23 protein-coding genes and 1 tRNA gene are annotated in these 26,101 nt (G+C 70.5%); 12 read left to right on the top strand and 12 right to left on the bottom strand.

Translation table 11 applies throughout. From position 1 onward, the window contains the following. Window positions 1-55 precede the first annotated feature (55 nt). Window positions 56-721 carry an outer membrane lipoprotein carrier protein LolA gene (locus tag D7V77_RS24515; protein WP_120578723.1) on the top strand — a complete coding sequence of 222 codons (666 nt, stop codon included), beginning with the start codon at window positions 56-58 and terminating at the stop codon, window positions 719-721. 15 nt (window positions 722-736) lie between these two features. Beyond that, window positions 737-2,155 (top strand): hypothetical protein, encoded by a 1,419-nt coding sequence (locus tag D7V77_RS24510; RefSeq protein ID WP_120578722.1) that lies wholly within the window; start codon window positions 737-739, stop codon window positions 2,153-2,155. Window positions 2,156-2,392: 237 nt separating this feature from the next. Here the strand turns inward: D7V77_RS24510 and rimO are convergent, their stop codons facing one another. The 4 genes from rimO to D7V77_RS24490 are packed head-to-tail and all read right to left on the bottom strand — an operon-like array spanning window position 2,393 to window position 7,126. Further along, a complete protein-coding gene (rimO, locus tag D7V77_RS24505; protein WP_120578721.1) occupies window positions 2,393-3,820 on the bottom strand; it encodes a 30S ribosomal protein S12 methylthiotransferase RimO in 1,428 nt (475 codons plus the stop codon). Window positions 3,821-3,826: 6 nt separating this feature from the next. Next, window positions 3,827-4,942, bottom strand: a complete 1,116-nt coding sequence (locus D7V77_RS24500; protein WP_120578720.1) for a hypothetical protein — start codon at window positions 4,940-4,942, stop codon at window positions 3,827-3,829. Window positions 4,943-4,957: 15 nt separating this feature from the next. Continuing rightward, the gene (locus tag D7V77_RS24495) at window positions 4,958-5,455 is read right to left on the bottom strand and encodes a YajQ family cyclic di-GMP-binding protein (RefSeq protein WP_120578719.1); all 498 of its coding nucleotides are present in this window, start codon (window positions 5,453-5,455) and stop codon (window positions 4,958-4,960) included. Window positions 5,456-5,485: 30 nt separating this feature from the next. Beyond that, window positions 5,486-7,126 (bottom strand): ribonuclease J, encoded by a 1,641-nt coding sequence (locus D7V77_RS24490; protein ID WP_120578718.1) that lies wholly within the window; start codon window positions 7,124-7,126, stop codon window positions 5,486-5,488. A 154-nt stretch (window positions 7,127-7,280) separates the two neighbouring features. On the opposite strand from D7V77_RS24490, the gene D7V77_RS24485 reads away from it, so the two are divergent. The 3 genes from D7V77_RS24485 to D7V77_RS24475 all read left to right on the top strand — a co-directional run bounded on the left by D7V77_RS24485 (window position 7,281) and on the right by D7V77_RS24475 (window position 10,178). Further along, window positions 7,281-7,679, top strand: coding sequence for a BlaI/MecI/CopY family transcriptional regulator (locus tag D7V77_RS24485; RefSeq protein WP_120578724.1), 399 nt, complete (start codon window positions 7,281-7,283; stop codon window positions 7,677-7,679). Next, window positions 7,676-9,268 carry a M56 and MltD domain-containing protein gene (locus D7V77_RS24480; RefSeq protein WP_120578717.1) on the top strand — a complete coding sequence of 531 codons (1,593 nt, stop codon included), beginning with the start codon at window positions 7,676-7,678 and terminating at the stop codon, window positions 9,266-9,268. The genes D7V77_RS24485 and D7V77_RS24480 overlap by 4 nt, the downstream gene beginning before the upstream one ends. A 109-nt stretch (window positions 9,269-9,377) precedes the next feature. After that, the gene (locus tag D7V77_RS24475; RefSeq protein ID WP_120578716.1) at window positions 9,378-10,178 is read left to right on the top strand and encodes a hypothetical protein; all 801 of its coding nucleotides are present in this window, start codon (window positions 9,378-9,380) and stop codon (window positions 10,176-10,178) included. A 53-nt stretch (window positions 10,179-10,231) separates the two neighbouring features. Here D7V77_RS24475 and D7V77_RS24470 read toward each other — a convergent pair whose 3' ends face one another. The 4 genes from D7V77_RS24470 to D7V77_RS43835 form a co-directional block, all read right to left on the bottom strand. After that, window positions 10,232-13,054 (bottom strand): AAA family ATPase, encoded by a 2,823-nt coding sequence (locus D7V77_RS24470; protein ID WP_120578715.1) that lies wholly within the window; start codon window positions 13,052-13,054, stop codon window positions 10,232-10,234. 87 nt (window positions 13,055-13,141) lie between these two features. Continuing rightward, complete coding sequence (locus D7V77_RS24465; protein WP_120578714.1) at window positions 13,142-13,684, bottom strand: HNH endonuclease; 543 nt, start codon at window positions 13,682-13,684, stop codon at window positions 13,142-13,144. A gap of 106 nt (window positions 13,685-13,790) precedes the next feature. After that, a tRNA-Tyr gene (locus tag D7V77_RS24460) sits at window positions 13,791-13,875 on the bottom strand. Between the two features lie 99 nt (window positions 13,876-13,974). After that, on the bottom strand, window positions 13,975-14,133 hold the full coding sequence (locus tag D7V77_RS43835; RefSeq protein WP_158624487.1) for a hypothetical protein: 159 nt from the start codon (window positions 14,131-14,133) through the stop codon (window positions 13,975-13,977). 83 nt (window positions 14,134-14,216) lie between these two features. Between D7V77_RS43835 and D7V77_RS24455 the strand changes: the two genes are divergently transcribed. Then, entirely contained in the window at window positions 14,217-15,188 is a 972-nt protein-coding gene (locus D7V77_RS24455; protein ID WP_120578713.1) for a quinone oxidoreductase, read from the top strand. 6 nt (window positions 15,189-15,194) lie between these two features. Here D7V77_RS24455 and D7V77_RS24450 read toward each other — a convergent pair whose 3' ends face one another. Beyond that, complete coding sequence (locus tag D7V77_RS24450) at window positions 15,195-16,472, bottom strand: MFS transporter (protein WP_120578712.1); 1,278 nt, start codon at window positions 16,470-16,472, stop codon at window positions 15,195-15,197. A 55-nt stretch (window positions 16,473-16,527) separates the two neighbouring features. Between D7V77_RS24450 and D7V77_RS24445 the strand changes: the two genes are divergently transcribed. Further along, entirely contained in the window at window positions 16,528-17,028 is a 501-nt protein-coding gene (locus D7V77_RS24445) for a MarR family winged helix-turn-helix transcriptional regulator (protein ID WP_120578711.1), read from the top strand. A 15-nt stretch (window positions 17,029-17,043) separates the two neighbouring features. Here the strand turns inward: D7V77_RS24445 and D7V77_RS24440 are convergent, their stop codons facing one another. Further along, window positions 17,044-18,174, bottom strand: coding sequence for an alpha/beta fold hydrolase (locus D7V77_RS24440; protein WP_120578710.1), 1,131 nt, complete (start codon window positions 18,172-18,174; stop codon window positions 17,044-17,046). Between the two features lie 43 nt (window positions 18,175-18,217). Continuing rightward, complete coding sequence (locus tag D7V77_RS24435) at window positions 18,218-20,191, bottom strand: S9 family peptidase (protein ID WP_120578709.1); 1,974 nt, start codon at window positions 20,189-20,191, stop codon at window positions 18,218-18,220. 145 nt (window positions 20,192-20,336) lie between these two features. Between D7V77_RS24435 and D7V77_RS24430 the strand changes: the two genes are divergently transcribed. After that, window positions 20,337-20,786, top strand: a complete 450-nt coding sequence (locus D7V77_RS24430) for a GFA family protein (protein WP_120578708.1) — start codon at window positions 20,337-20,339, stop codon at window positions 20,784-20,786. Between the two features lie 54 nt (window positions 20,787-20,840). Here D7V77_RS24430 and D7V77_RS24425 read toward each other — a convergent pair whose 3' ends face one another. Beyond that, on the bottom strand, window positions 20,841-22,496 hold the full coding sequence (locus D7V77_RS24425) for an FAD-binding dehydrogenase (RefSeq protein ID WP_120578707.1): 1,656 nt from the start codon (window positions 22,494-22,496) through the stop codon (window positions 20,841-20,843). Between the two features lie 108 nt (window positions 22,497-22,604). Here D7V77_RS24425 and D7V77_RS24420 point away from each other — a divergent pair, with 108 nt between their 5' ends. The 4 genes from D7V77_RS24420 to D7V77_RS24405 all read left to right on the top strand — a co-directional run bounded on the left by D7V77_RS24420 (window position 22,605) and on the right by D7V77_RS24405 (window position 25,503). Continuing rightward, the gene (locus tag D7V77_RS24420) at window positions 22,605-23,309 is read left to right on the top strand and encodes a bifunctional 2-polyprenyl-6-hydroxyphenol methylase/3-demethylubiquinol 3-O-methyltransferase UbiG (protein ID WP_158624486.1); all 705 of its coding nucleotides are present in this window, start codon (window positions 22,605-22,607) and stop codon (window positions 23,307-23,309) included. 74 nt (window positions 23,310-23,383) lie between these two features. Further along, window positions 23,384-23,950 carry a DNA-3-methyladenine glycosylase I gene (locus D7V77_RS24415; protein ID WP_120578705.1) on the top strand — a complete coding sequence of 189 codons (567 nt, stop codon included), beginning with the start codon at window positions 23,384-23,386 and terminating at the stop codon, window positions 23,948-23,950. Between the two features lie 33 nt (window positions 23,951-23,983). Further along, window positions 23,984-24,370: a VOC family protein gene (locus tag D7V77_RS24410; protein WP_120578704.1), complete on the top strand. Its 387-nt coding sequence runs from the start codon at window positions 23,984-23,986 to the stop codon at window positions 24,368-24,370. A 50-nt stretch (window positions 24,371-24,420) separates the two neighbouring features. Further along, the gene (locus D7V77_RS24405; RefSeq protein ID WP_120578703.1) at window positions 24,421-25,503 is read left to right on the top strand and encodes a hypothetical protein; all 1,083 of its coding nucleotides are present in this window, start codon (window positions 24,421-24,423) and stop codon (window positions 25,501-25,503) included. Window positions 25,504-26,101: the final 598 nt, after the last annotated feature.

The raw sequence follows: 26,101 nt of genomic DNA, 5'->3' as shown, positions 1-26,101 counted from the left end.
GGCCCCCGCCGCCGCGCCGCAGCCCGCCGCTCCCAAGGATGCCGGCACGGCCGCCATGCCCCCCGCCGCGAAGCAGGGCGACGCGAGCGTCGCCGCCGGCGCCCCCAAGGCCGCTCCGAAGCCGATGGCGCCCGAGGTGAAGACGCTCGTGGACCGGATGCAGGCCTTCTACGAGAAGACGGGCGACTTCAAGGCGGGCTTCAAGCAGGACTACAAGTACAAGGCCTTCCGCCGCACGCAGACGTCCACGGGCACGGTGACCTACAAGAAGCCGGGCCTGATGCGCTGGGAGTACGAGAACCCGTCCAAGCGGACGTTCGTGCTCGCGGGCAACAAGGTCTACATGCACGACCCGGAAGCGCAGACGCTGTCGGTGGCGGCCATGGACACCAGCCAGCTGTCCGCGTCGGTGACGTTCCTCTTCGGCCAGGGGAAGCTGGCGGACGAGTTCGCCATCACCAAGGGCGACTGCAAGGACTGCAAGGGCACGCTGCTGGTGCTGGATCCGCTGAAGAACGAGCCGCGCTTCCGCCAGGTGCGCCTGGAGGTGGACCCCTCGACGGCGCAGGTGCTCAAGAGCACGGTGGTGGATCCAGACGGCAGTGAGAACACCATCGCCTTCCTGGACCTGAAGACGAACGTGGGCATCTCCTCGGACAGCTTCAAGCTGAACCCGCCCGAGGGCACCCGCGTGGACGACTTCACCAAGAAGGCGCAGTAGGACGGCCCGCCCTCCATGCGCGGCGTGCTGCTGGCGGGATGCGTGCTGCTGGGCGCGGGGTGTCACTCCACCGCGCCCGCGGGCCCTTTACGTCCCACGAGCCTCGCGGGGCAGACGCTGCCCCTCCTGTCGTCGCCCGCGCTGCGGCTGACGGTGGCGGGGCGGTTGGGGAACCGGGCCGTGCCGGTGGTGCTGGACGTCACGCGGCCGCTGTCGCTCGTGTCCTCCAGCTGCTTCGACGGCGCGCCGCCCGCGGCCGCGGGGACCGCTCGCGTGCCGGAGTCCTCCGGAGGTCATCGCTCCTGGCCGGAGGTTCCGGCGCCGCCGTTGACGGTGGGCCCGGTGTCGCCGCCCCTGCGCACGTTGCTGCTCTCCGGTGAGACGGGCTGCTCGGTGACGCTGGGGCAGGACGTGCTGTTTCCGTATGCCCTCACGGTGGATCCGCTGCGCCGCGAGGTGACCTTCACCGCTTCACGTCCCCGGGAGGCCTACGACGCGGAGCTGCGCGGGACGGACGCCGTGCGCGAGTCGCACGTGGTGGAGTTGAGCCGCGAGCCGCTGGGCGACTGGCCGCTCCTGGCCGTGCAGGTGACGCAGGGCGGGGCGAGCATCACCGGCCCCTTCGTGCTGGGCACGCGTGAACCCTTCTCCCGCCTGGCGGTGGACCCCTCCCTGGGGCAGGGGCTTCAGCCGCTGGAGACGGCCGCGGGCCTGCCGCCGCGCACCTTCGTGGTGGACGCGGTGGAGGTGGCCGACGGCCTGGGCGTGAAGCCCCTGGTGATGGAGGCCGCTGGGCGCTGGCCGTCGCGGAGCAGCCTGGGCCGGCTGGGGCCGGACGTGTGGGGCCGCTTCACCACCACCGTGGACGCGCAGGGTGGGGCGCTGGTGCTGCGCAGGCCCCACGTGCGCACGCCCGAGGGCGGAGGCCGGCAGCAGTGCGCGGGCGAGGGCGGCGCGTTCAGCGAGGAGGGCTGCTACGGCATCTTCGTTCGCGCGGAGCCCGACGGCGCGGTGGCCCTCTCCGGCGAGGTGTTCCGGGACGTGCCGGAGGGCGTGCGCCTGTACGTGGAGCCTCGGGGCGTGGAGGGTCAGCGTCTGGAGACGGGCTGCCAGGTGGGCCTGAGCTTCCCGACCACCACCCGTGGCTCCAACACGCAGCACCGGTTGCCGTGGGCGTCGCTGGAGAAGACCCTGCCCGCGTGCCACGCCGCGCTCCAGGGCGCGAAGAGCTACGTGGTGTCGCTGGTGGAGGAAGGGCGTCAGCCCGAGTGCCCCACGACGTGCGCCTTCGTCACCGAGTCCGCGTCGCGGCGCACCGTGTGCGAGTGCCAGCCCACGCCACTGGGCGAGGGCGTGGCGGTGCCGACGAAGGGCTCGGGTCCGCAGCCGCCGCCTGTCGAGGAGCGCGAGCTGGAGCCCGAGGATCCGAAGTAGGGCCCACGAACGGTTCGAATTCGCGGCCCCCGCCCGCCGGCGAGTGCGCTGGAGCCCGAGGCTGCGCCGGTGGTCCCGCGAGCGCCGCTCATCGCGGTGCTGGCTCCGATGCCGGGTGCATCGGCCCGGAGCGCTGGCCGGTCACCGGCGCATCGGTCCCACGAACGGCTCGGGCCCGCGACCGCCTCCGGTGGGGAGGACGGGGCGGGCCCGGGGCACGGCCTTCGCGGTGACGGGCTACTCCGGCCGCGGCTCCGGCGGACGCGCCAGCGCCTTCAGCGGCACGGGCGCGGGATGGGCCTCGCGCGGGGTGTGCTCGCGCTGCTTCGGATCCGGGCGCTCCACCACGCGGGCGATGAGGTCGTAGTCGTGCGCCTCCGTCACCTCCACGGTGACGAACTCGCCCGGGTACGCCAGACCGTCGTTGATGTAGACCTGCCCGTCGATTTCCGGCGCCTGGCCCTCGTGACGGCCCACCAGCAGGTGCTCGGACTCCTCGCTGGGGCCCTCCACCAGCACGGTGAGCTTCTGGCCCACGAGCTTCTTGTTCTGCTCGCGGTTGATGCGCTTCTGGATGGCCATCACCTCGCGCCAGCGGCGCTCGATGGTCTTCGCCGGGACCTTGTTCGGCAGGTCGAACGCGGCGGTGTTCTCCTCGTCCGAGTACTGGAACACGCCCAGGCGCTGGAAGCGCTGCTCCTTCACGAACTCCTTCAGGAGCTCGAAGTCCTCCTCCGTCTCACCCGGCAGGCCGACGATGAGCGAGGTGCGCATCACCAGGTTCGGCACGCGCTCGCGCAGCTTGCCCAGCAGCTTCTTGAGGAACTCCGAGTTGCGGCCGCGCTTCATGGACAGGAGCAGCTTGTCGCTGGCGTGCTGCACCGGCATGTCCAGGTACTTGGCGATCTTCGGCTCGGTGGCGATGACGTCGATGAGCTCGTCCGGGAACACGCGCGGGTAGGCGTAGTGCAGGCGGATCCACTTCACGTCCACCTTCACCAGCTCCTTGAGCAGCTCGTGGAGCTTCGGCTTGCCGGGCAGGTCATGCCCGTACGCCGTCAGGTCCTGCGCGACCAGGTTCAGCTCCTGCACGCCGCTGTCCACCAGGTTCCGCGCCTCCGCCACGATGTCCTGCACCGTGCGCGAGCGCTGGCCGCCGCGCAGCGTGGGGATGATGCAGAACGCGCAGGCGTTGTCGCACCCTTCCGAAATCTTCAGGTACGCCGTGTACTTCGGCATCGAGTTGATGCGCGGCGTCTCCGCGTTGTGGATGTAGTCCGGATCCGGAATCACCTGGCGCGGCGTGGCCTCCGCCGCCAGCAGGTCGCCAATCTGGGCGTACGCGCTGGTGCCCAGGAAGTGGTCCACCTCCGGCATCTCCTGCGACAGCTCCTGGCCGTAGCGCTGGGACAGGCAGCCGGTGACGACGAGCGTCTTGCACGAGCCCGACTTCTTCAGCTCCGCCATCTCCAGGATGGAGTCCACCGACTCCTGCTTCGCCGGCCCGATGAAGGCGCACGTGTTGACCACGATGACCTCGGCCTCCGAGGCCTCCTGCACGAGCGAATAGCCGCGCGTGCGCAGCGTGCCCAGCATCACCTCGGAGTCCACCCGGTTCTTCGGGCAGCCGAGGGTCATCATGTACAGGCTCTTGGTCTCTTCCACGCGCGTCTACCGCTTTCCCAGTTGCGTCCGCTCGAAGTGGTCCGCACTCCAAACGAAGTTGATGATGGCGCCGTTCGAGTAACCGATGTTCAGCGCCCCGTCTTCTTCCAGCTCCACCGAAGTGGCGCGACCCAGCGCACAGGTGGCGGCCGGCCAGTCGAGCACTCGCTGGGCTGTCTTCCCCGACACCACATAGAGCCCCATCCGGAGCTCGTCGTCGGAGTCGCATTGACCCTCGACGGCATAGGGATTCTTCCCAGTGAGCACGGTAACGACCGGTCGTCCGTCCGGCAGGCTTAATGCTTCCGGCAGGTTCACGCCCATCTTCGAGGCGTCCACGGCCGTGGGGGCCACCAGCGCGCGCAGCGAGGCGGGGGTGAGGGCCTGTTCGCCCTGGGCCCAGTCCGGGTAGCTGAACAGGCTCCAGCCCAGCCAGCCGGTGGGCGCCGCCTCCAGCGCGGTGACGCTGGCGGGGGGCTTCAGCTTGAGGTTCTTGCGCGCCTCGTCCGGCAGGCGCAGCGCTTCACCCTCCGGCATGGTGCCGCCCTTGCAGTTGGACACCGGCACCACCTTGGCGCCCACCTGGTCCTGGTCCTCGTAGGTGATGCAGAGGTCCATGACGAGCGGATCCACGGCGGGGAAGCGGGGCAGGGCGCGCACGGGAATCATCGCCACCACCGACAGGGTGTCGCCCTGGCGGTGCACGGCGGCGTTCACCAGGCTTTGCGCGAACCTGGGCGTGCCGCTGTCCGCCCCGGAGGTGCGCTGACCATCGAAGGCGAAGCGGTAGGTGTAGCCCGTGGCGGTGGTCCCCGAGTCCGGGAAGTAGAGCGTGAGGGTGATGATGTCACCCGCGAGCAGCTGGTTGTCCGTGGCCTCCACGCCCACGAAGAGCGTGTCCTTGCGCCAGCCCACCCGGGCGGAGAAGTTGGCGGTGGCGCCCTCGGTGGACAGCGGCTTGAGGACCAGCGGCGAGCCGAAGTCCTTGAGCCCCTTCTCCGGCCGGGGTGCCTTCTTGAGCACGGGCACCGGCTTGCTGGGCCGGGGCGCCCCGTCCTGCGCGAGCGAGGCGGTGGCGAAGAGCAGGCAGAGCGGCAGGGAGGCCAGACGGGCGGCGTGCATGGCGAAGGGGCGCCTCTAGTCGCGGAAGTTGGTGAACTGCATGTCCAGGCTGAGGCGGTCCTGCTCCTTGCGGAACAGCGCCATGGCCTCTTGCAGGTCGTCCCGGTTCTTGCCCGTGACACGGAGCTGATCCGCCTGGATGGAGCCCTGCACCTTGATCTTCGACTCCTTGAGGACCTTGATGAGCTCCTTGGACTTCTCCACCGGGATGCCCTGCTGGAGCTTGATGGGCTGCTTGACGTTGGACAGGCCCGTCTTCTCGATGTCGCCGAACTCCAGCACGCGCAGGCTGATGCCGCGCTTGGCCAGCTTGCCGAGCAGGACCTCCTTGGCGGCCTGGAGCTTCTCCTCGCTGTTGGTCTTCAGCGTGAGCGAGGAATGGTCCGGAGCGATGTCGATTTCGGCCTTCACGCCCTGGAAGTCGTAGCGGGTGCTGAGCTCCTTCCGGGTCTGATTGACCGCGTTGTCGAGCTCAGCCAGATCGATTTTGGAGATGACGTCAAAGGAGGGCATGGGGGGGACCTTTTCGCGCCCTTACCATACCTACACCCGGACGACCAAGGGCACCACCAGGGTGCGCCGGGACGTGTGCTGCTTGAAGGCCCGCTTCACCGCCTTCACGAGCTCCTCCCGCGCCAGGGCGTCGTCCCCTCGGAGCAGGGGGTTGAGCTCCTCGAAGAAGGCCCGCGCGTCCTGGGCCACCCGGGCCAGCACGCCCTGCTCGTCCGGGCTGAGGCCCTGGCCGGACAGCTGGGGCCCCGCTACCAGCGCCTGGGTGTCGCGCCGGAGCACCACCGCCGCGGCCACCACGCCCGTCTCCGCCAGCCGGTTGCGCTCCACCAGCGTCTCCGGCGTCACCACCCCGTCCCCGGAGCGCTCCATCATGATGCGCCCTGAAGGCACGCTGCCAGTGAAACGGCCCCGCCCCTCCTCGAACGTCACCACGTCCCCGTCGTGGGCCAGCAGCAGGCCCTCCGCCGCCATGCCGGCCTCGCGGGCGGTGGTCAGGTGTCGGTGCAGGTGCCGGACTTCCCCATGCACGGGGATGAAATTCCGGGGGCGGATCAACTCCAGCACCCGGCGCTGCTGGGGGCGGCTGGCGTGTCCGGAGACGTGCACGCCGGGCTCCACCTGCGCGTAGACGATGCGGGCGCCGCGCCAGTGGAGCTGGTCGAGCAGCGCGCCCACGGAGCGCTCGTTGCCGGGGATGGGCCGGGCGCTGACGATGACGGTGTCGCCGGGCTCCAGGCGCACGGGCCCATCGCCATTCGCCAGCTGGGTGAGGCCCGCGCGCGGTTCGCCCTGCGCGCCGGTGGTGAGCACCGCCACGCGGTGGGGCGCGAGCTTGGGCACGTTGTCCAGGTGCACGAAGAGCGAGTCGGGCACGTCCAGGTAGCCCATCTCCCGGGCCAGCTCCACGTTGCGCACCATGCTGCGGCCCTGGAGCGCGACGAGCCGGCCGGTGCGCTCGCACAGGTCCAGCAGGTGCCGGACGCGGTGGAGGTTGGAGGAGAACTGGGCCACGACGATGCGGCCCTTCGTCTCGTGGAAGAGGCGCTCGAAGGTGGTCTGCACCACGCGCTCGCTGCCGGTCTCTTCCACGTGCTCGGAGTTGGTGGAGTCCGACAGCAGGCACACCACGCCTTCGTCGCCCGCCTCGCCCCAGCGCTCCAGGTCCGTCTTGAGGCCGTCGATGGGGTCGGGGTCCAGCTTGAAGTCGCCGGTGTGGATGACGGTGCCTTCGGGGGAGCGCACGATGAAGCCCACCGCGTCCGGCACGGTGTGCGTCACGCGCGTGGCCTCCACACGGAAGACGCTGCCCACGGGGAAGGGCGTGCGCGGCTCGATTTCGCGCAGGTCCGCCTTCACGCCCAGCTCCTCCAGGCGCTGACGCGCGAGCGCGAGCGTGAAGCGCGTGCCGTAGATGGGCACGGGCATGTCGCCCAGCAGGTAGGGGAGCGCGCCGATGTGGTCCTCATGCCCGTGCGTGAGGAGCACGCCCTTGAGCTGGGCCGCGTTGCGCTGCAGGTGTGTGAAGTCCGGGACGATGATGTCCACGCCGGGCATTCCCGCCGAGGGGAACATCAAGCCGGCGTCGATGAGCAGCATCTCCCCACGACAGGCGAGCACCATGGCGTTGAGGCCGATTTCGCCAAGGCCGCCCAGAGGGATGACGTGGAGCATGTGCCCGGAAGTCTAAGGGCCCGGCCGCTCCAGTGCGTAGGAATCCGCACACCCCACCACCGAGAGCCACCGCCCGCCTGCTTGACGGTTTCAAACTAAAGGCTTAGTTGTATTTAAACTAAGGGTTTAGTTCGAAGCCGGGGAGGGCATGCCCGTGACGAAGCCGCCGTCCGTCGAGGAGTCCAAGCCGCTCACGCCCGTGGAGCTGGAGCTGATGCAGCTCGTGTGGAAGCTGGGGGAGGTGAGCGTGGCGGACGTGCTCGCGGCGCTGCCGCCGGAGCGCAAGCTGGCCTACACGTCGGTGTCCACGGTGCTGCGCATCCTGGAGCAGAAGGGCGTGGTGCAGAGCCGCAAGGAGGGGCGGGGGCACCTGTACTCGGCGCGGCTGTCTCGCGAGGCCTACGAGGCCCAGAGCGTGCGCCACCTGGTGGCGACGGTGTTCGACGGGACGCCGTCGTCGCTGGTGGCGCGGCTGGTGGAGGCGGTGCCGCTGTCCCCAGAGGAGGTGGAGCAGATCCGCAAGCTGCTGGGCCGCAAGGGAGGCCGGGGATGAGCGCCTTCGTCCGGGACGTGCTGGCCGCGTACCTCACGGCGGCGGTGCTGGTGGCGGTGGGCTTCGGGCTCTTGCGCGCGGCGCTGGCGTTGGGGATGGAGCGGAGGCTGGACGCGCGGCAGACGCTGCGCGTGGGGCGGGTGGCGCTGGGGCTGGCGGTGCTCCTTCCGTTCTTGGCGCTCGCCGCACGGGAGTGGATGCCGTCGGCGCCGCTCTTCAAGTTCGAGCGTTCCCTGGTGAGCTACGCCGCGCCGCTGGCGCCAGTCGAAGCGCGGCCCGTGCTCGGCGCAGTGACGGAGACGCGGTCCTCGGGCATGGGCCTGCCGTGGGCGATGGTCGGAATGGGGTTGGTGGGTGCGGGGGCGTTGGCGTTCCTGGCGTGGGAGCTGCGGCGGTATGCGCGCTTGCGGCGGAAGCTGGAGACGCTGCCCGTGCTTCGCCGAGTGGGCCGGGTGCGCGTGGTGCTGGGGGACGCGGCGGACGGCGCGTTCTCCGTGTGGTTCCCGTTTGGAGGCGCGTGGGCGGTGGTTCCCGCTGAGGTGTTGGAGGACTCGGAGGCGCTCCGGCTCACGGTGCGGCATGAGCTGCAACACCACCGGCAGCGGGACACGGTGTTTGCCTATGCGCGGCTGGGGTTCGACAGCGCCTTCTTCTGGAATCCGTTCGCCCGGGCGTTCTCGCGGTGGTTGGCGGAGCATCAGGAGTTCGCCTGTGACGAGGCGCTCGTCGCCGTGAAGCACGTGTCCGCGGATGCGTATGCGAGGTGCCTGTTGCAGGCGTCGCTGCGTGTCCCTGCTGCCCTTGCTCTTCCCGCCGGTGTCACCGGCATGTCCCACCCCACTGTCAGGAGGATCCACATGCTGTTCCAGACTCGTCCCCGTAGCTCCGTGCGCACCCTGGGTCTGTCGTTGTCGCTGGCGTTGGTGCTCGCGCCGCTGGCGTTGTGGGCGCAGGGAACGGTGCGGGGGCGCGCGGTGTCGCTGACGGAGGCGCGTGCGCTGGCGGAGGCGGGGCAGAAGGCGGGGGACCTGCCGGTGGTGGTGGATGCCGCCGTGGTCGAACAGCTCAACAAGTTCGTCACCACGCGGAAGGGCCGCGACTTCATGCGCAAGGCGCTGGCGAACCTCCAGGAGCACCGCGAGGCGATGGCGGGCACGCTGCGCTCGCGCTCCCTGCCGGAGGGGCTGCTCGCGGTGGCGATGGTGGAGTCGGCGGTGAGCAACCTGCCGGAGACGTCTCGCGAGCCGTCGATGGCGCCGGGGCCGCGGGGCGCGGGTGTGTGGATGTTCATTCCGGAGACGGCGCGTCGCTACGGCCTGAAGGTGGAGGCGGGACGTGACGAGCGGCTGGACGTGGCGCGGGAAACGGAGGCCGCCGCGTCCCTCTTCCAGGCGCTGTATGAGCGCTACGGCGACTGGCGGCTCGCGCTCGCGGCCTACAACCAGGGTGAGGGAGTGGTGGACCGAGTCCTCGCGGAGGGCGGCGTGCGCGACGTGAGCGAGTGGGTGCGCACCGGCAAGCTCAATGGCTACACCGCCACCGTGCAGGCCGGAGTGCTGCTGCTGCGCAACCCGCACCTGCTCGACTGAGCGTTTGTCCACCGCGCGGGGAATGTCCCCGCCACACCGGGGTTCGGATGCGCGCCATCCTGCTTTCGCGCGAGGATGGCGGCGCTCAGTGCCAGGGGTGGGAAACGCCATGAAGATCGTCGCGCTCGTTCGTCCCGCGGGTGAGGTTCCGGAAGCAGCCCAGGTGCTCGCCGCCGCGGCGGGCATGGCCCCTGCGGAGGCCCGCATGCGGCTGGCCCCCGAGCCTCCCGCCCTGATTGCGCGACTGGCTCCCGATGCGGCGGATGCCCTGGTGAAGACCCTTAGGGACGCGGGGCTCGCGGCGCTCGCTATCGACGAGTCGGAGGTCGCGGAGCGCGTCACTGCACGCACCGTCACGTTCAGCGCGGCGCAGGCGACGTTCACGCCTCGCGCGGGCGCGCCGCTCACCATGGCCTTGGAGGACGTGACGCTCATCCTCCGGGGCGCGTCGTCCCTGCGCACGCAGAGCGAGCACACGGAGAAGACGACACAGGTGGCGCTGGGCACGGCCCTCATCACGGGCGGCCTGAAGCTGACGAAGACGGCGGAGAAGAGCGTGCGCGGCTCGCAGGAGGAGACGTCGCAAGTCGTCTTCGTCTTCGACCGCGACGGCCGGGGCGCCGTGCTGCCGGAGGTGGGGTTCGACTTCTCGTGCCTGGGCCCTGCGATGCAGCCGTCGCGCACCGCGAACATGGTGACCCTGGCGCGCCTGGTGCGTGAGCGCGCCCCGGCCGCGTTCTACGACGAGCGGCTTCTGCGGCTGGGACGCCGGCCCGTGCCCTTCGTGCTGGGCGGAGCGGTGCAGGTGGTCAGCGGCACCATGGCTCATTCCCGCATCAACACCGCGCATGGCCTGGACGTACTCGCGGAGGCCATGCGCCTGGGCGTGGCCCGGGGCGACCTGCCCTGACCGTGCATGCGCGGCGAGGATGACCCCGGCCGGGCCGGGGACGCCCCGACGGCTCAGGACAGCGGCGTGGAGCCTTCCGGGGGTGGACGGGAGATCCACGCGGCGATGAACACGTCCAGCTCGCCTCGCAACACGTCCTTCACGCGGGGCGTCCCCGCGCCCGTGCGCGGATCCTCCACTCGCGCTCCACGGCCCAGGAAGTAGCGGCGGGCTTCGTCGGTGCTGGCGCCCTGGCCGGCGACGACGCGCGCGGCGATGCCCTTGAGCTCATCCAGCTCCCCGGCGCCAATGAGCGTGAGCACGCGGCCCGTCGCTTCGTCCTTCGCGGTGACTTCGTTGCGCACGCGCTGGAGGTACTCGCCTTCGCGGCTCTTCACCGGCCGGCCTTCCAGCACCAGCAGCTCCCGCTCCACCTCCTCCATCGGTCCGCCCCGGTGCACGCGCACGTACGCGCGCTGGCGCTTCTCGTCCTCCAGGCGGCGGTGCAGCCCCGCCTCGCCCGCGAGGAATCCGTACGCGCCCGGCCCGGCGATGCGCACCACCACGCGCGCGGGGGCGTCCGCCTCCGCGACGGCGGTGGCCTCGTAGCCCCGGCGCTGCGCCCAGCCCAGGTACATGGTGGCCAGCTCCTGCACCCACACGTCCTGCAGCTCAGCCGCGTCGCTGGCGCAGATGTCCACCAGCGCCTCGTTGTCCAACGTCGTGGCCCCGGCGGCCCGCAGCGCCTCCGCCATCTGGACCTCTCGCGCGACCTCCTCCACCTGCTTCGCGGCGGAGCCCAGCTGCACCTCGTTCTTCGCCTCGCGCACCAGCCGGCGCCCGAAGTTGCACGCGGCCTCCAGGCGGTCCAGCTCTCCCAGCTGCGCCTCCACCGTGCGGAAGGCGCGGAGGACGTCCGCCGCGCGCTGCGAGTCGTCCCAGAGGTTGGGCGCCTGCGTCTCCGCGAGCAGCGCCGCGCGGCGCGCCTCCAGCTCCGACCGTCCCGTGGACTCGGCGAGCGCGCGGGCACGGCCCACCAGCCGGTCCATCTCAATCAGCAGCGACTTGCGGTCCAACCGGCGCTTCACCGCCGCGGCCTTCGGCGTGGGCAGGAGCAGCTGCGCCGTCACCTCGCGAGGAGTCGGCACGGGCTCCGCGACCGCCACCACGCGGCCTCCAGGACGGGCCTCCACGCGCACGGGCGTACCCGGCGGCAGCGGCCTGCGAGCAATCTCCACCGCGAGCGCCGCGGTGAGCGTCTTCTCGATTTCACGCTGCAGGTAGCGCGCGCCGAACTGCGGCGAATAGCCGCGCTCCACCAACCGGTCCACCACCTCCGGTGTTACTTCCACGTCCAGGGCGCGGGCGCGGATGCCTTCTCGTTCCAGCACGCGGCCCACCTCGCGCTGGGCAATCTTGCGGATGTCCACGCGCGACAGCGGACGGAAGTGGCAGATGGCGTCGAAGCGGTTGAGGAACTCCGGACGGAAGGCCTCCGCGATGCGGCGGTCCACCTCCGACACCTGCTCCTCGGCGCGCTTGTGCGCGGCGAAGCCCAGGCCCGCCTCGCGGTACACCTCCGAGCCCACGTTGGACGTGGCCACGATGAGCGTGTTGTTGCACGACACCGCTTCGCCCGCGCCGTTGACGAAGGTGCCCTCGTCGAAGAGCTGGAGGAAGCGGTCGTGCACGCTGCGCGCGGCCTTCTCGAACTCGTCCAGCAGCAGCACGGTGAACACCTTGCCGTCGAGCAGCGCGGACAGCTCTCCGCGCCGCGTCTCCAGCGCGGGCGCCCACGACGCGCCGAAGGGGACGCTCTCGTCGCCGTCGTTGGGGTAGTCCGCCATGTTCAGGCGCACCAGCCTGTCGGCGGAGCCGAAGAGGTACTCCGCCAGCAGCTTCGCCAGTTGCGTCTTGCCCACGCCCGTGGGCCCGGCGAAGAGGAACACGCCCAGCGGGCGGCGCGGGTCGTTGAGCCCCGCCTTGAGCAGCGCCACCGAGCGCAGCACCGCGGCCACCGCGTCCGTCTGGCCGAGCAGCCGCTCCCCGAAGAAGCGCTCCGTCTCCTCCAGGTCCAGCGGCATCGCGTCGTCCACGACGAAGCGGGGCAGGCGTGTGGCGGCGCAGAAGCGGGTGAGCACGTCCTCCGGCCCCACGTGGTCGCGCGCCACGCCCGCGGCCTCCGCCGCCGTCTCCTTGAGCAGCTCGATGGCCTTGCGCGGCATGTGCTGCGCCAGGAGGAACTTCGCGGACAGGCGCAGCGCGAGGTCGCACGCGGCCGGGTCGATGGGCAGCCGCAGCTCGCGCTCCAGCTCCTCCGCCACGCGGCCGACGATCCAGCGCGCCTTCTCCAGCGGCGGCTCGTTCAGGGGCAGCAAGTGGAGCCGTTCGGCCAGGGCCTCGTCGGCGCGCAGCAGCTCCTGCACGCGCTTGGGTTCGGTCTCGAAGATGAAGCGCAGGCCGCCGGTGCGCAGCGCGCGCACGGCCACGGGCGCCAGGGGCCCGCCCAGGGCCACCGGCAGGTCACGGATGTAGACGATGGGGCAGGGGTGGCGGCCCAGGTGGATGAGCAACTCCTCGAAGGACTCGGCCGCCTGGCGCTGGGTGCTGCGCGCCAGGATGTTCGCGACGGACACCTCCACGAGCCGCGCCTGGGCGAGGTCGCCGTCCACGCGCCCTTCGGCGATGCGGCGGGCCACCTCCTGCACGAGCGCGCTCTTGCCCACGCCGGGCTCGCCCGCCAGCAGCGGGTGCTTGCCTCCGCGCGTCAGCAGCCCCAGCACCTCCGTCACGGCGGTGTCCACGCCGTGGGCGGCCGGCAGCTTGCCCTCGCGCGCCATCGCGGTGAGGTCGCGGTCGATGAGCCGCTCCTGGTCTTCGTTCTTCCTCGTCGCCATGGTGTGGTCCGGAACGCCCCCTCGACGTGCGGCACTCTAACCGTTGCGGCGCGGAAGCGAAGTCCCGGCCCACCCTTGGGCCGGGACCTACGCTTCCAGCTCCGTGTGCCAATAGGCCACGTCCCTCAGGAACTTGCGCCAGGACAGGGGCAGGCCCTTCTCCACGAGGAACGAGACGACCAGCGCGTCCGGCAGCCGCTTCGGCTTCGCGGGCACGGTGCGCAGCGTCATGCGCGCCTGCGCCGGGGTGCGGTTGCCCTTCTTCTGGTTGCAGGGCACGCAGGCGATGACGATGTTCTCCCAGCTCGTGCGGCCGCCCTGCGCGCGCGGCAGCACGTGGTCGTACGTGGCCTCCGGACGGGTCACCTTGTGGCCGCAGTACTGGCAGCGGCACTGGTCGCGCTGGTAGACGTTCTCGCGGCTGAAGCGCACGCCGCGCGGGCCCTTCCACAGGGCGCGCACGAAGCGGATGACGGACGGCATGCGCAGCTCCACCGTCACCGAGCGGATGACGCGGTCCTCGTACTCCTCGACGACCTCCACCTTGCCCTGGACGAGCAGCATGATGGCGCGTTGCCAGGGGATGCGTGCGACGGGTTCATAGGACTGGCTCAGCACCAGCGTTTCCATGACACAGGGCCTTTCGGGCGGGACAGGTCGCCAGGGAGTCGAACCCTGCTCGTCCGGATTTGGAGTTCGGACTGCACCCGGTGCGCGGCCTATGTGGGTGAGGGATTGGGGACGCTGGGAGTCGAACCCAGCGGGCTTCCAAGGGCTCCGGCTCTACAGGCCAGCGCGTCTCCGTAACGCTCTACGTCCCCGGAAGGTGAGCGGGAGCCCGGACGTGAAGAAGGCCGGGTCCCCTTGTCGGGAGCCCGGCCTCCAGGGCCATGCCGCGTCAGGGACGGAGCAGGGCGCCTTCAGGAGCCGGGCGAGGCGAGGCGATAGGACGCGAAGTCCCGCCAGCGGCACGTGGAAGGAGCGGTCACCGGGCTGGGACGCGAGGCCGCGTCGATGCCGTGACCGGAAGGATTCGGGTGCTTGAGGTTCATCGGGGCCTGCTTCGTCGCCTGGCGCATCGGGACCGCTCCTTTCGCTCCCAGCGACGGCGGCGGAAATTCAGTCCTGACAGGCAAGCGGTGTGGACGTTAGGACTCCGCGCATGAAAGCCATCCGCTACCACCAGGTGGGAGGGCCGGAGGTCCTCCGTTGGGAGGACGCGCCGGAGCCCGTGCCCGGGCCGGGCCAGGTCCTCGTGCGAGTCCATGCCGCGGGCGTGAACTTCGCGGACACCGAGCGCCGCCGCGGGCTGTACGACGCCCAGGCGCCCCTGCCGCGCATCCTGGGCAGCGAAGCCGCGGGCGTGGTGCGAGCTGTGGGGCCCGGTGTGGACGCATCCTGGGTGGGCCGCTGCGTGGTCGCCCTGACGAAGGAGGCCTACGCGGAGGCCGCGCTCGCGTCGGTCGATGAACTGCTGGTCCTGCCGCCGGAGGTGTCCTTCGAGGAGGCCGCCGGGCTGCTGGTGCAGGGGCTGACGGCGTACCACGTGGTGCACACCGTGGGGCGCGTGGAGGCGGGGCAGACGGTGCTCGTCCACGCGGCGGCCGGAGGCGTGGGGCTGCTCGCGGTGCAGCTGGCGAAGGCGGCGGGAGCGCGGGTCATCGGCACGGTGTCGGGCGAGGCGAAGGCGAAGCTCGCGCGGGGCGTGGGCGCGGATGCCGTCATCCGCTACGACCAGGAAGACGTCGCGGCGCGCGTGAGCGAGCTGACGCAAGGGCGCGGCGTGGAGCGCGTGCTGGACTCCGTGGGCGCGAGCACCTGGAAGGCCAGCATGGATGCGCTGGCGCCCTTCGGACACCTGGTGAGCTACGGCAACGCCAGCGGCCATCCGCCGCACGTGGAGGTGGAGTCGCTCTACGCGAAGTCACTCACCGTGGGCGCCTACTGGCTGCGCACGCCCACGCCCCCGGAGGTGCAACGCAAGGCGCGAGAGGCGCTGCTGGCGGAGGTCGTGGCGAGGCGCCTGCGCATCCTGGTGGGCCTGGCGCTGCCGCTGTCTCGCGCGGAAGAGGCCCACCGCCAGTTGGAAGGGCGGCGCACGGTGGGCAAGGTCGTGTTGCTGGGCTCGGACTGAGGTCCTTCAGTGCGTCGCGGGCGCGCCCACCACCGGCGGTGATGAAGCGGAGCCACGTCCGATGCGCAGCACCACCAGCGCCGCCGCGAGGCAGATGACGCCCGCGACGACCCAGGCGGGCGTGTACGTCTCCATCGAGGTGCGGATGACGCCCGCGCCCAGCGCTCCCAGTCCCGCGCCCACCTGGTGCGCGGCCACCACCCAGCCGAAGGCGATGGGCCCGTCCTCCGCACCCACCGTCTGCGTCGTCAGGCGCACCGTCGGTGGCACCGTGGCGATCCAATCCAGGCCGTAGAACACCGCGAACAACGGCAGGCCGAAGAGGGACATCTCGAAGGCGCTCGGCAGATAGAGCAGCGCCAGCCCTCGCAGGCCGTAGTACCAGAACAACAGCCAGCGGTTGTCGAAGCGGTCCGACATCCAGCCGCTCGCCGTCGTGCCCACCAGGTCGAAGATGCCCATCAGCGCGAGCAACCCCGCCGCGCGCACCTCCGGAATGCCGTGGTCCATGCACGCCGGAATCAGGTGCGTGCCCACCAGCCCGTTCGTCGTCGCGCCGCAGATGAAGAAGCTCCCCGCGAGCAGCCAGAAGTCCCGCTTGCGCGAAGCCCGCCCCAGCGCCCCCAGCGCGTTGGCGAGCGGATTGAGGCTGGACGGCTTCACCTCCTCGTCCTCCGGCGCGGCTCCGTAGGGCTTCAGTCCTACGTCCGACGGCCGGTCGCGCACGAGCCATGCGACGAGCGGAATCACGCACGCCACCACGCCCGCCACGGTGAAGGACACGACGCGCCAGCCGTGGTGCTCCACCAGCATCGCGAGCAGCGGCAGGAACACCAGTTGCCCCGTGGCCGTGCTCGCGGTCAGCACGCCCATCACCAGCCCGCGCCTCGCGACGAACCAGCGCTGCACCACCGTGGCGCCCAGCACCATCGCCGTCGTGCCCGTGCCCAGCCCCACCAGCACGCCCCAGAAGAGCAGCAGCTGCCACGGCGCGTGGATGAAGTTCGTCAGCGCCACGCCCACCGCGATGATGCAGAGGGACACGAGCGTCGTGCGCCGGATGCCGAACTTCTGCATCAGCGCCGCGGCGAACGGCCCCACGAGCCCGTAGAGCACCAGGTTCACTGACACGGCCGAGGAGACGAGGGCCCGGCTCCAGCCGAACTCCCGCTCCAGCGGGACGATGAAGACGCTCGGGGTCGCCCGCACGCCCGCCGCGCACAGGAGCACCACGAAGATGGCCGCGGCCATCACCCATGCATAATGAAACCGGCGTGTCCTCATGACGGTGTCTCCTTCAAGCGGCCACGCCCGGGCCCACGTATACTTTCCGGCAGCGATGTCCCAAGACGAACTCCAGCGCACCCTCTGCAACTGCCTGGCGCTGCGACAGGCCAGCCGCCACGTCACGCAGTTCTATGATCAGGTGCTCGCGCCCAGCGGCCTCCGGACCACGCAGTACTCCATCCTCCACCGCGTCCAGACCCAGGGCCCGCTGACCGTGAACGCGCTGGCGGATCAGCTCGTCATGGACCCCTCCACGCTCACCCACAACCTGAAGCCCCTCTTGAAGGACGGCTTCGTGGTGCTGGAGGTGGGCCGCACCGACCGGCGCCAGCGCGCCATCGCCATCACTCCGGAAGGGCAGGGCGTCTATCGCAAGGCCCGGCCCCTGTGGCTTCGCGCCCAGTCGGACTTCGAGAACGCCGTGGGCGGCACCCAGGCCACCGCGCTGCGGGACCTGCTGGCCGCTGTCTCCCGGACGGGACTGGGCGAAGCCGAAGCGGAGGCCGAAGCCCCTCCGGCTCCCAAGGGCAAAACTCGCCGCCGCGGACGCTGAGCGCATCCCCACGGCTCACCCCTCCTCGAGGAACTTCAGGAACGCGGCGACCTGATCCGCCCACAGCTCCGGGTGTGCCTGGGTGAAGTGGCCGAAGGAGCTCGCGCTGCCTTCCTGCACCACGAAGCGGCCGCGCTTCACCCTCGGCATCAACGTCTCCATCGTGCGCAGGGAGACAGGGTTGAACTCGTCGTCGGAGAAGTTGAGCGCGAACACGTGGGCCTGGATGTCCCCGAGCGCGCCCTCCGGGTCGTAGTCCCGCGAGGACTCCAGCGAGTACAGGATGTCATTGGCGTCCATGCCCGCCGCCTGCGCCCGCGCCGTCGCGATGAAGGCATCCGCCGCCTGCGCATCCGCAAGCGTGGCCTGCAGGTGCGGCACCCCGTCCAGCATCATCCGGAAGACCGGGAACGCCTCCAGCCAGCCCCGGGGCGGCGCGGTGTAGAGGCCGTCCTTCCATTCCGGGTCGTTGCGAATCTGTCCCGACACGAAGCGCCGCCACAGCAGGTTGCGCCCCGCGATGCGCGTGGGCAGGGACACGATGGGCATCACGCCCTCCACCGCGTCCGGGTACAGCTCGCTCCACTGCCACGCGTTCATGCCGCCCATGGACAGGCCCACGATGGCGTGCAGACGCCGGATGCCCAGCGTCCGCGTCACGAGCTGGTGCTGAAGCTCCACCATGTCCCGGTAGCCGTAGGCCGGGAACTTCGTGCGCAGGCCGTCGCTCGGCTTGCTGGAGCGGCCGTGGCCCACGCTGTCCGGGAAGATGAGGAAGTACTTCGTCGCGTCCAGCGGACGGCCCGGCGCGAACAGCGCGTCCTGGAAGGACTTGCTCCGCAGCACCTCGCCGCTCGCGCTCGTCCAGTGCAGGAGCAGCACCGCGTTCGTCACCGCGCCGGATGCGTCCCGGCGCGGCGTGCCCAGCGTCGCGTAGTGGATGCGCACTTCCGGCAGCACCGTCCCGTCCTGGAAGCGGTGGCCGGTGAAGACCGCGTCCGCCTCCTGGGCCACGAGTGGCTCGGACGCCGACACCGTTGTCTCCACAGGCGCCGAGGCGGCCTGGGGACGCGCGGTGGCGCACCCCAGGGACAGCCCCAACAGCACGGACAGCAGGACGCAAGGCCGGCGGACGGAAGTCGTCATGCCGGGAGAAATACCTGCATGTGCAGGTACTGTAAAGCGCCCCTCAGGGTTTGGGGGCCGTGGCGGTGGCGGACTTCAGGTAGCGGTCGAAGAACTCCAGGACGCGCCGGTCCACCTCCGCCTCGTTCTTCTTCTTCTTGAAGCCGTGGCCCTCGTCGGGGAGCAGCAGGTACTCCACGGGCACGCCGTTCTTCTTCACCGCCGCGACGATGTCGTCCGATTCCGCCTGGGGGACGCGCGGGTCGTTGGCGCCCTGCACGACGAACAGAGGCTTCTGGATGCGCTCCGCGTGGAAGACGGGGGAGATCTCCTTGAGCATCACCTCCTGCGTCTCCGGGTTGCCCATCTCCTGGAACATGGCCTGACGGAAGGCGCCCCACTCGGGCGGCATGCTCTTGAGCGTGCGCAGCCAGTTGGACGGGCCGAAGACGTCCACGCCCACGTCGAAGGCGTCCGGGTGGAAGGCGAGCGCCGCCAGCACCATGTAGCCACCGTAGCTGGCGCCGAGGATGCCCACGCGCGAGCCGTCCACGTACGGCAGGCTCGCCAGGTACTTGCGCGCCTCCACGCAGTCGCGCAGCGGCTCCTTGCCGTGCTTCTGGTCGTCCGCCCTCAGGAACGTCTTGCCGTAGCCGGCGCTGCCCCGGTTGTTGATGCCCAGCACCACGTAGCCGCGGTTCACCAGGTACTGGACGAAGTTGTTGTAGCCCCGGCTCGTCTGGCCTCCGGGACCGCCGTGCACGTAGACGATGGCGGGGGCCTTGTGCTCCGCCGTCGCCTGGTGCGGCTTGAAGAGCAGGTTGGGGATCTCCATCCCGTCGAAGGACTTGAAGCGCACCACCTGCGCGTCCACCAGGTCCTCGGAGTCGAGCTCGCGGCTCATCGTGTCCGTCACGCGCCGGGTCTTCTTCGTGGCCAGGTCCAGGACATAGAGGTTCGCGGAGGTGCGGTCCGTCTCCAGTTGGACCGCCAGCTGCTTCTCGTCACGGGAGAAGACGACCTCGGAGATCATCCCGGCGGGGAGCTGCGTCAGCGGAACCTGGGTGCCGGCCTTCACGTCGTGCAGGCGCACCTCGACGCCGGCGTCCACGTTGATGATGGAGACGCGGAACGCCCCCGAGCGCGAGAAGTGGGTGCCGAAGACGTCCCAGTCCGCCTTCTCCACGTCCTCCCACTTGCCGGCCTCCTTCGCCGGACGCACCACGCGTTCGAACTCCGAGCCGTCGTCCGTGATGACGTACAGCTCCCCGGTGACGGGGTGGATGTCCCCCACCCGGTAGCTGGCCGCGCCCGTGTGGGGCGTGAGGTTCTTCAGCACCTTCGTCGCGACGTCGTAGCGCCACACGTTGCGGTCCGACGTGGTGACCGCCTCCTCCAGCGCCACCCAGCTCTCGTCCGGGGCCACGGCGGCGACGCCGAAGCCCTTGTCGTTCTGAACCAGGAGCGTGCGCGCGTACGTCTTCGCGTCATGGCGGTACACGTCCATGGCGCCCGGGTCGCGCTCGTTGGTGGTGACGTAGAACGCGCTGTCGTCGTGGCTGAAGCCCAGGAAGTGGGCCACGCCCTGCTTCATGGGCGTGAGGTCCTTCTCCTTGCCGTCCGGCGTGCGCACGTAGACGTGCGACTGCTCATCGCCGCCCTTGTCGTGCTCGAAGAGGAAGCGGCTGTCGCGCGGGAAGGCCCCCACCACCCGGATGCTGTCCGTCTTCGAGCGCGTCAGCGCGGTGGGCTTGCCCCCACCCACCGGCACGCTGTGCACGTTGAAGATGCCGGACGCGTTCGACGAGAAGAGCAGCTGCTTGCCATCCGAGGTGAAGACCGGAGCCATCACCTCCGTGGACCCCATGAACTGCTCCACCGAGTACTGCTTCGACGGCCGGGCCGCCGTCGCGCCCGCGACCGCCTTCACGGCCGAAGCGGGCTTCGTGGCGGGCAGGGTGGCGGGCGGCGCGGCCCCCAGCAGCGGCAGGAGCAACGTCGGGGCAAGGACACGGGACAGGGACTTCCACGCGGGCATGCGGCCTCCGGGAACGGCGGACCGGGGCACTCTGGGCCAGGCCCCGCCGGGTTCAACAGAGGCGGGCGACAAACCTGACATAAGGCTGTCACGGCCAGGGGCGACATTGGGTTCGTTCCCACAACGCGGCACCGGAGATTCCGCCATGACCCAGAACGACCTTCAGAAGACCCCTGCCCTGAGCGGCGTGCACACCTACGCGGGCGGCTGCCTGTGTGGCGCCGTGCGTTACGAGGCCTCCGTGGACCTGGCGGACGTGACCCGCTGCAACTGCACCATCTGCATGAAGTACGGCTACGGCGGCGGCGCGGGGATGAAGCCGGACGCCTTCCGGCTCCTCAAGGGCCAGGACGCCATCAAGAAGTACGGGCGCGACGGCAGCCCCAACACGCGCAGCTTCTGCGGCCGCTGCGGCGTCGTGTGCTTCGGCGACGGCGACGTCCCGGAGCTGGGCGGGAAGTTCGTCTCCATCTACGTCAACACGCTGGATGACGTGGACCCGTCGCTGCTCACCTTCAAGTACTGGGACGGCCGGCACGACAACTGGATGGCCGGGGCGCGCTCCACTCCGTGGCCCTTCCAGGCCGCCGCCTGAGGACGCCCGGAGGGGCAGGGGCCTTGACGCGCCCCTGCCCGTCACCGCCCATGACTACACATTCCCCGAGGCGGCCCGGCCCGCGGCGCGGCCGGAGAAGATGCAGCCTCCCAGGAACGTGCCTTCCAGGGCGCGGTAGCCGTGGACGCCACCGCCTCCGAAGCCGGCCACCTCACCTGCCGCATAGAGCCCTGGGATGGTCTTCCCCTGGGCGTTGAAGACGCGGCCCTGGAGGTCCGTTTCGAAGCCGCCCAGCGTCTTGCGCGTGAGGATGTTCAGCTTCACGCCGATGAGCGGCCCCGCGTTGGGGTCCAGGATGCGGTGCGGCTTCGCGGTGCGCACCAGCTTGTCACCCCGGTAGTTGCGCGCCTGGCGGATGGCCGCGAGCTGCAGGTCCTTGCTGAAGGGGTTGTCCATCTGGAGGTCGCGGGCCTTCACCTCGCGCTCCACCGTGGCGAAGTCCAGCAGCGGGGCTTCCGTCTTCGCGTTCATCCCCGCGACCAGGTCGCGCAGGTTGTTGGAGATGACGAAGTCCTCGCCCTTCTCCTTGAAGTCCTCCACCGGGCCCATGGCCTTCTTGCCCACGGCGCGGTTGAGCACGCCCAGCCAGTCCTTGCCCGTGAGGTCCGGGTTCTGCTCCGAACCGGAGAGCGCGAACTCCTTCTTGATGATCCACTGGTTGAGGATGAACCAGGTGTGCTCGTGGCCCGTCTTGAGGATGTGCTCCAGCGTGCCCAGCGTGTCGAAGCCGGGGAACAGCGGCGGCGGCAGGCGCTTGCCGGTGGCGTCCAGCCACAGCGAGCTGGGGCCCGGCAGGATGCGGATGCCGTGACGGGGCCAGATGGGGTTCCAGTTCCGCAGGCCCTCCGTGTAGTGCCACATGCGGTCACGGTTGATGAGGCGTCCGCCCGCGGCCTCCGTGATGGCGATCATCCGGCCGTCCACGTGGTCGGGCACGCCTTGAATCATGAACTTCGGTGCGGGGCCCATGCGCTCGGGCCACGCCTTGCGCACCAGCTCGTGGTTGCCGCCGATGCCGCCGGACGTGACGATGACCGCGCTCGCGCGCAGCTCGAAGTCGCCCGTCGTCACGCGCGAGCTGCTGGCGCCTCGGGGGACGTCCGTGGGCTCCAGCACCATGCCGCGCACGCCCACCACCGCGCCGTTCTGCGTGAGCAGCTCGTCCACGCGGTGGCGGAAGTGGAAGGTGAGGGTGCCCTTGGCTTCGGCCGCCTTGGCGCGGCGGACGAAGGGCTCCAGCACGCCGGGGCCGGTGCCCCAGGTGACGTGGAAGCGGGGGACGGAGTTGCCGTGGCCCACGGCGCCGTAGCCGCCTCGCTCCGCCCAGCCCACCACGGGGAACCAGCTCATGCCCTGTTGGACCAGCCAGGGGCGCATCTCGCCCGCGGCGAAGTTGACGAAGGCCTCCGCCCACTGACGCGGCCAGTGGTCCTCCTCGCGGTCGAAGGCCGCGGTGCCCATCCAGTCCACCATCGCGAGCGCGTGGGAGTCCTTGATGCCCATGCGCCGCTGCTCGGGCGAGTCCACGAGGAACAGGCCGCCGAACGACCAGAACGCCTGGCCGCCCAGGTTCTGCGGTCCCTCCTGGTCCACCACGGCGACGCGCTTGCCCGCATCCGCGAGCTCGGTCGCGGCGACGAGTCCCGCGAGCCCTCCGCCCACGACAATGACATCCACTTCCTGTCCCATGCGTGCCTCCCGGTAGCACCTGGCGCGCGGATGATAGCGTTTCGCGCGGAGAGCAGAGCTTTCCTTCACCTGCGCATCCCGGCGCTCCGGAGGCTAGACTCCCCGCGCATGGAGCCAGATGTGAAGGGCAACACGGGACCGTTGGGCCATGATGCCGCCGCCTACGCGCAGCGTCAGGACGGGCTGTCCCCGGAGCCGCTGCGGGACGCGGCCTGGAGCGTGGCGGGGCAGCGGGCCTTTGGCGTGGTGCTCGACGTGGGCTCGGGCAGTGGCGGGTGGATCCGCCGGCTGCGGCAGAACCCCGCCGTCGAGCGCATCCTCAGCACGGACATCCACGACGCGGGCGCCAGCCGCCTGCCGGGCGTGGAGTTCCAGCTGCGGGACGTGTCCCGGGACGCGCTGCCGTGGGGCGACGGGTCGGTGGACTGGGTGTTCGCCATCGAGGTGCTGGAGCACCTGGCCAACCCGCGCCACTTCGTGAAGGAGGCCTTCCGCGTGCTCAAGCCCGGGGGCCACCTCTTCTTCACCACGCCCAACAACGACAGCCTGACGGCAAGGTTGTCCTTCCTGGTCCGGGGCTACTTCCCCGCGTTCTGCGAGCAGGACTACCGGGACTCCGGACACATCACGCCCATCACGGAACTGGACGCGCGGCGCATGGCCGTGGAGGCGGGCTTCCAGTCCATCGACTTCGACTATCCGCTGCCCGGGCGGATTCCCCGCAGCAGCGTGTACTGGCAGCGGTTCCTGCCGGGGCTGCGCGGCCGGTGGTGGAGCGACGGGCTGTTCGCGCTGCTGACGCGCCCGCGCTGAAAACACAGACGACGGGACTGGCCGCCTGTTCAGTCTTCGTGGTAGCCCCTGCCGCGAACCAGCGAGGAGCGCGGATGCAACAGCGTTGCGTGTGGGTGGGAGCGGATCCGCTGTACCAGACCTACCACGACGAGGAGTGGGGCGTGCCCGTGCGCGACAGCCGCGCGCTCTGGGAGATGTTGATGCTGGAGGGCTTCCAGGCGGGGCTCGCCTGGATTGTCATCCTGCGCAAGCGCGAGGCCTTCCGGAAGGCGTTCAAGGGCTTCGACCCGAAGGTGGTGGCGCGCTTCACGGAGAAGGACGTCACGCGCCTGATGGCGGACGAGGGCATCGTCCGGGCTCGCGCGAAGATTGAAGCGACCATCGGCAACGCGCGCGCCTATCTGAAGATGCAGGAGGCGGGCGAGGACTTCTCCGCGTTCGTCTGGGGCATGGCGGGCGGGAAGCCCATCCGCAATGTGTGGAAGGGCCGGGGCGACGTGCCGGCGAAGACGGAGCTGTCGGAGGCGTACGCCAAGGCCTTCAAGCAGCGCGGCTTCAAGTTCGTGGGGCCGGTCATCGTCTACGCGTGGATGCAGGCCACCGGCATCGTGGATGACCACACGGTGGGCTGCTTCCGGCACGGCGTGCGGCACCGCTGAAGTGAAATGATGGAAACCCCTGGGAGGAATGCAATGCGGATCAGCGTGACGAGCGTGATGGTGGATGACCAGTCCAGGGCCCTGAAGTTCTACACGGAGGTCCTGGGCTTCGTGCTGAAGGTGGATGTCCCGATGGGCCCCAAGGACCGGTGGCTGACCGTCGTCGCGCCGGACGCGCCGGAGGGCACGCAGATCCTGCTGGAGCCCATGGGCTTCGCGCCCGCGCACGTGTTCCAGAAGGCGCTGTTCGACGCGGGCATCCCGTTGACGTCGTTCGGCGTCGACGACTGTCAGGCGGAATATGAACGCATGGTGAAACTCGGCGTGGTGTTCCGTAGCAAGCCCACCGTCATGGGCCCCGTCACCGTCGCTGTCTTCGAGGACACTTGCGGAAACCTCATCCAGATAGCGCAGGTCTGATGCCTGTGTTGAAGCCCCGGGCCCCCGGGGTGTTGCGCTAGCGTGGAGCCATGTCTTCGGAGCGCAGCAAGGGCCGTGTCCGCACGGTGGAGGAAGGGTTGGGGCGGCTGTCCTCGCGCGATGCGGGAACACGCGAGGAGGCGCAGTCGGCGTTGGAGGAGTTGCTGGTGTCCGGGGAGCCGGCGGCGCGGGAGCGGACCGCGCGGGCGCTCCTGGAGGAGCTGGGGCGGCCCGGGACGGCGGTCACGGAGCCCCTGCTGTTCCTGTTGCAGCGCAGCTGGTGGCCTCCGCAGCCGGGCCTCGCCGGGCTCGCCGTCCAGAGCGTGCTGGCTTCGCTGACGCGGATGGAGGCGGACGCCCCGGCGCTGGAGAACGCCGCGAGCGTGCTCGCCGGGGTGTGCCGGGTGGATCCCTTCCAGCTCGCCGCGCTGGACGGGCTGTTCCAGCACCCGAGGGCCTCCGTGCGCGGCGCCATGGCGCGCGTCGTGGGGCGGTTGGGAACCGCCGCGGCGTCGGAGCTGCGCCAGTTGCTGGCGCTCCTGGAGGACGAGGAGGCCGTGGCCCTCTCCGCGCTGGAGTCCCTGGCCGCGCTCGCCCCGTTGGCGCCGGACCTCACCGCGCCCCGGCTGCTGGAGCAGGTGCGCGACTCCGACGGAGCGCGCCTCTACCTGGCCCTGGTGTCGCTGCGGGGCCTGTTGGAGGAGTTGAACGGAGAGGCGCGGCCCGCGCCCGCGTTGCCAGGCTTGGAGTCCGCGCTGCTGCGCCCGCTGACCGCGCCGGAAGCGCCCATCCGGCAGGAAGCGGCGGCGTTGCTGGGGTTGCGCGGTCCGCTGTCGCCCGAGGCCATCACGGCCCTGCGCGAGCACCTCCGCGACGAGAGTCCACACGTCGCGGCCCGCTCCGCCGTGGCGCTGGTTCGCTCCGGCGCTCCGGCGGCGGAGGCCCTCTTCCTGCTGAAGGGCCAGCTGGGCCCGGCCGCGTCGCGCGAGCTCCAGGAGGCCGCCGTGGCCGCGCTGGAGGAAGCAGACCCGGCCCGGTTGGGCCGTGCCAGGGGGATGCTGGAGGCGGTGGCGCGCGACGCGGCGGGGCTGACGCGCGAGGCCCTCTTCGAACTGCTGGGCCAGCTTCCCTGACGGCGGGACCCGCCGCGTCCCCCTCCCCCCTGTCTTGACGGGGTCGCACATCGCGGCCCAGGATTGGGAGTGCAGCTCCGTGGGAATAATCCCATGAGGGGGAAACATGGCTGGCTTCTTCGACGAAGAGGATGAGGCTCCGCAGTCCAACACCGCGCGGGTGGAAGAGGTGCGGCTGCGTCCGCGCGGGCCCACCCCGCCCCAGGAGGAGTTTCCGCATCCGGGCCGGAAGCCTGGAGCGGGGTTCTTCTCCGACGCTCCCGAGCCGCTCCGGCGTCCCGGAGGCCAGGCGGATTTGCAGATGCCGGCCGTCATGCCGGATGACGAGGGGGGCTTCTTCGGGGGAGGCCGCTCCCAGACGGAAGACCCCTTCAGCATGCCCTCCTCGGGGGAGGAGCCGGCGGAGGACCCGGTCATGGCCGGCATCGAGGCCGCGGGGAATGGCCGTTCCGCGAGCCAGCAGCAGCGGGACAAGACCTACGACGCCATCGGCAAGGTCGCGGGGGCCGTGGGCCTGGTCTCCGGCGTGGCGGACCTCGTGTATCCGGGCCTGTCTCTTATACACCTCTGACGCTGCCGACGAGCTTACGCTACGCGA

Source organism: Corallococcus sp. CA041A (assembly GCF_003612075.1).
In the GTDB taxonomy this organism is placed as follows: domain Bacteria; phylum Myxococcota; class Myxococcia; order Myxococcales; family Myxococcaceae; genus Corallococcus; species Corallococcus exiguus.
Note: the sequence above shows the minus strand (reverse complement) of the source record. Positions and strands in the feature narration are given on the sequence as shown.

Excerpts from the sequence above, each read along its gene's own strand:
- D7V77_RS24515 (WP_120578723.1), top strand. The coding sequence starts at position 56 with ATGCCCCCCGCCGCGAAGCAGGGCGACGCGAGCGTCGCCGCCGGCGCC.
- D7V77_RS24510 (WP_120578722.1), top strand. The coding sequence starts at position 737 with ATGCGCGGCGTGCTGCTGGCGGGATGCGTGCTGCTGGGCGCGGGGTGT.
- D7V77_RS24500 (WP_120578720.1), bottom strand. The coding sequence starts at position 4,942 with ATGCACGCCGCCCGTCTGGCCTCCCTGCCGCTCTGCCTGCTCTTCGCC.
- D7V77_RS24495 (WP_120578719.1), bottom strand. The coding sequence starts at position 5,455 with ATGCCCTCCTTTGACGTCATCTCCAAAATCGATCTGGCTGAGCTCGAC.
- D7V77_RS24490 (WP_120578718.1), bottom strand. The coding sequence starts at position 7,126 with ATGCTCCACGTCATCCCTCTGGGCGGCCTTGGCGAAATCGGCCTCAAC.
- D7V77_RS24480 (WP_120578717.1), top strand. The coding sequence starts at position 7,676 with ATGAGCGCCTTCGTCCGGGACGTGCTGGCCGCGTACCTCACGGCGGCG.
- D7V77_RS24475 (WP_120578716.1), top strand. The coding sequence starts at position 9,378 with ATGAAGATCGTCGCGCTCGTTCGTCCCGCGGGTGAGGTTCCGGAAGCA.
- D7V77_RS24470 (WP_120578715.1), bottom strand. The coding sequence starts at position 13,054 with ATGGCGACGAGGAAGAACGAAGACCAGGAGCGGCTCATCGACCGCGAC.
- D7V77_RS24465 (WP_120578714.1), bottom strand. The coding sequence starts at position 13,684 with ATGGAAACGCTGGTGCTGAGCCAGTCCTATGAACCCGTCGCACGCATC.
- D7V77_RS43835 (WP_158624487.1), bottom strand. The coding sequence starts at position 14,133 with ATGCGCCAGGCGACGAAGCAGGCCCCGATGAACCTCAAGCACCCGAAT.
- D7V77_RS24455 (WP_120578713.1), top strand. The coding sequence starts at position 14,217 with ATGAAAGCCATCCGCTACCACCAGGTGGGAGGGCCGGAGGTCCTCCGT.
- D7V77_RS24450 (WP_120578712.1), bottom strand. The coding sequence starts at position 16,472 with ATGAGGACACGCCGGTTTCATTATGCATGGGTGATGGCCGCGGCCATC.
- D7V77_RS24445 (WP_120578711.1), top strand. The coding sequence starts at position 16,528 with ATGTCCCAAGACGAACTCCAGCGCACCCTCTGCAACTGCCTGGCGCTG.
- D7V77_RS24440 (WP_120578710.1), bottom strand. The coding sequence starts at position 18,174 with ATGACGACTTCCGTCCGCCGGCCTTGCGTCCTGCTGTCCGTGCTGTTG.
- D7V77_RS24435 (WP_120578709.1), bottom strand. The coding sequence starts at position 20,191 with ATGCCCGCGTGGAAGTCCCTGTCCCGTGTCCTTGCCCCGACGTTGCTC.
- D7V77_RS24430 (WP_120578708.1), top strand. The coding sequence starts at position 20,337 with ATGACCCAGAACGACCTTCAGAAGACCCCTGCCCTGAGCGGCGTGCAC.
- D7V77_RS24425 (WP_120578707.1), bottom strand. The coding sequence starts at position 22,496 with ATGGGACAGGAAGTGGATGTCATTGTCGTGGGCGGAGGGCTCGCGGGA.
- D7V77_RS24420 (WP_158624486.1), top strand. The coding sequence starts at position 22,605 with ATGGAGCCAGATGTGAAGGGCAACACGGGACCGTTGGGCCATGATGCC.
- D7V77_RS24415 (WP_120578705.1), top strand. The coding sequence starts at position 23,384 with ATGCAACAGCGTTGCGTGTGGGTGGGAGCGGATCCGCTGTACCAGACC.
- D7V77_RS24410 (WP_120578704.1), top strand. The coding sequence starts at position 23,984 with ATGCGGATCAGCGTGACGAGCGTGATGGTGGATGACCAGTCCAGGGCC.
- D7V77_RS24405 (WP_120578703.1), top strand. The coding sequence starts at position 24,421 with ATGTCTTCGGAGCGCAGCAAGGGCCGTGTCCGCACGGTGGAGGAAGGG.